The sequence below is a fragment of the Bradyrhizobium sp. KZN70725 genome, assembly GCF_055264925.1.
Map to the genome: position 1 here is coordinate 1 of NZ_JBUYWT010000200.1, position 579 is coordinate 579.

Annotated in this window: 1 pseudogene; it reads left to right on the forward strand. The window is 58.7% G+C overall.

Features of this window, described 5'->3' with window-relative positions:
* A pseudogene (locus tag ACZBJS_RS42695) lies at positions 1-477 on the forward strand (MBL fold metallo-hydrolase); the annotation flags it as partial.
* Positions 478-579: the final 102 nt, after the last annotated feature.

Genomic DNA, 579 nt, shown 5'->3' on the forward strand with positions numbered 1-579 from the left:
TTCACCACGGGGCACATCGGCCAGACGAGCTTTGAGAAGCTGCTGTCCCCCAGCGCCATGAAGATCGGCGTGGACCACGGCATTGGATGCTATGCCGACCAGCTTCCGGAGGACGAACGGACGAAGGCGGTCATCCCGGACCAGTTCCGGCATGAGATTGCCATCGCGTTCAATCTAATAGGCCGCGGGTTGATCGTGTTGACCTCCTGCAGCCATCGCGGGGTGATCAACGCAATCAAACAGGCTCAAGCGGCTTCGGGCGTCAACAAGGTTCATGCGGTGATCGGCGGCTTCCATCTCGCGCCCTATAAGGAAGTCTATGTGCGCGACACGATCGCAGCGCTCAAGGGTATGGACATCGACTACGTCATTCCACTGCACTGCACTGGCGAGCCGTTCTATGAGATAGCCAAGGCCGAGATTCCGAACAAGCTTCTGCGCTCCTACACGGGTACACGCTTCATCTTTGCTGCTTGAGCGAGTACTCCAGATGGAGTTGACGGGAATGGACGACGACGATCTGCAAGCCCGCGCTGAGCAAGCCCTTGTCGTGGCGACCCTGAGCACCGCAACCCTCAT